The organism is Desulfacinum infernum DSM 9756, assembly GCF_900129305.1.
Lineage (GTDB): Bacteria > Desulfobacterota > Syntrophobacteria > Syntrophobacterales > DSM-9756 > Desulfacinum > Desulfacinum infernum.
This window is the reverse complement of sequence record NZ_FQVB01000075.1, coordinates 1-2,386: the sequence shown is the minus strand read 5'-3', so window position 1 is coordinate 2,386 and position 2,386 is coordinate 1. Positions and strand designations below refer to the sequence as shown.

Genomic DNA, 2,386 nt, shown 5'->3' with positions numbered 1-2,386 from the left:
CTTTTGCCCAGGCACAGGAGACCGAGATAGGTCTTCACCACATCCCCGTGCGAAACCCTCGGCTGCCCGGGAACTTCCTTTTCCAACCGTTCGCACAGGCTTGTATAGCCGTTGATCAGGTTCCCTACCAGAGCCAAACCCGAGTGGCTGCTGTAGAAGGCTTTCGAAGACTGTTCGATCACAATTTTCTTCATGCGAGCACCTGCCAAGTGAAAGGTTGACAGGAGACTCTATAGCACAAAACACGTGTAAATTCAAAACCCTAGATAAGGTCTGATATTTGTTTGGTTAAAATCACACTCACGGATTAAGGGCTATTTCTCCGAAGAATCCGTGAGAAATTGCTTGGGCGAATCCATCCCGACGGCGATCATTCACCAGCCGCAGGAGGCCGCCTGCCGCGGCCTTTACGAATGGCTGGGCGTGGCGAACCGGCCCCGTATTTCAGACTTGATAAAGCGTATCCGAAAAATCGCGCCGCCCCTTACGCAGCCGATCAACTTCAGGTGATAACCTCCGTCATCTCCCACCTGGGGGAGCGGTTTCAGCATGAAGAGCCGCCTTCGGACCTTGAAGTCTTGCGGGAGTTACGCTGGTTGCCGGCGAGAGACCGAAACGATCGTTGGTATAAGCCCGATGAATTGTTCGCCGTTTATCAGGATTATCTCTTCCAAACCCAGGCCCTTTTTCTCGATATACCGCGGCATATTCAAAATTCGGCGAGCGGCTTCCTTCAATTTCTAGGCGTTCGGAAAACACCCGAAACCCGCTTGGTGGTGAAACACCTTCTTTACAGCGCTGAGAAGAATCTTCCCGTCCACGAAGAAGTCTATCGGCATCTCAACAATCATGCAGAAGATCCGGCGATTGAGGGACTGCAAGGAAATAAGTGCCTGTATTTGAGGGAGCGGGAGTGTTACCTCACGCCGGATCAAGTCTTTTGGGCGGATCACCCCTTCGGCCGTTATCGACACCGCCTTGACGAAAGCCTGCGAGTTTACGGCGGGCTTTTCAAAAAAATCGGTGTCTGCGAGAGGCCGGATCATACGGACGCACTCTCCGTGATCAAAGAGATCTCGGCTGAGTTTGAAAAAAGAAAGCAGCCTGTTGACGAACAAGACCTCGCCGTTCTGAGGGCCTGTTGGCGGCTCCTGGAGACGGCCGTTGAAACCGAATGCTTCACGGAAAAGGAAGCCGGGACTCTTCGGGGCATAAAGTGCGTACCCAACACGCAAAGGATGCTGTATCCCCCGGAATGGATTTTCTTCGAAAACAGGGCGGGATTGAGCGGAAAATTCGGAGACTTCCTGGCAGCGAATGTGATCCCCAAGCCGTTGGACTCGGCTCGCGCCATGGCCATGGCCGGCGTGAGGCCTTTGGGAACGGCTGTGAAAGTTCATGTACTGGAATGTGAAGACCCGGTGGAGGACAGTGAATTGGCCGGCATTATCCAAGTACGCCGTCAAGCCATCGCTCGCATCTTGGATGCCCGGATCGGCTCCGACTTGATATCCGGCGTTCTGGAACGTTTATCCGATATCCGGTTTCAGTCAGCGCGATCATTGATAATTCGTTATCAACTGCGCGCGTTCAATCGAGAACTGCAAAGCGGCCCCGAATATACGCCGGCCCTTTATCTGCCCGATGAGGCTCGGCTCGTTTTCACCAAGCCCGATTCAAAGCCCCCGTGGGCCGCGATCGCCAGGGAATTGGCGGTGGCCATGCTCCCCGAGCAAGACCCCGGAGGAATCGCCGCCGGGATCAAAGAGGTGCTCGCCGCCGAAACCGCCGAACTGGCGGACCGAACACTGGATGATCTGGGATACCCTCGGCTCGATACGACGACCTTCGAGCCTCCACGGCCCACAACTCCAATCAGCGGTTTCGGGACACCGGATACCGGAGGGGAAACCCCGATCGACGAACCGAGCGACGGCCTTCGTGCCCTTCCGGGCGGCACATCCTTGAACGACGAGCAAGATGATACAGCCGCCCCCGAAGCCGGCACGCCGTGCCCGACGGAGCCCACCACCGGCGTCACCGCCGTTGAGCCCACCACGAAAAGGCCGGAGCGGCCTTCGGGAACGAAGAAAAGGAAACGCCCCGTTCTAAGAAGTTATCTGCCGGCGCCTGATCCTACATCCGAGGCCGGAGAGGCGATGGAAGGAAAAACCGGGAGATCACAAGTCGATGCAGCCGGAATCGAGCGTGTGCTTGATTACGAAAAGTCCCGCGGTCGAATCCCTCAAGAGATGCCCCATCACAATCCGGGATATGACATCGAGTCGCGGGTGGTTGTGATAACCCAAAATTGACCAGGAAAAGGGGCGAGTGATAACCGAAAATTGACCATCCTGGGCGGTAGTCCTCCTGTTAAGTTGGTGCA

The 2,386-nt window shown here is 55.7% G+C and carries 1 protein-coding gene and 1 pseudogene; one reads left to right on the top strand and one right to left on the bottom strand.

Features of this window, described 5'->3' with window-relative positions; genetic code table 11:
- Positions 1 to 194 (bottom strand): annotated as a pseudogene (locus tag BUB04_RS18565) (IS1380 family transposase); the annotation flags it as partial.
- 147 nt (positions 195 to 341) lie between these two features.
- Between BUB04_RS18565 and BUB04_RS19175 the strand changes: the two are divergent.
- The gene (locus tag BUB04_RS19175; RefSeq protein WP_143156575.1) at positions 342 to 2,315 is read left to right on the top strand and encodes a hypothetical protein; all 1,974 of its coding nucleotides are present in this window, start codon (positions 342 to 344) and stop codon (positions 2,313 to 2,315) included.
- The last annotated feature ends 71 nt before the right edge of the window (positions 2,316 to 2,386 follow it).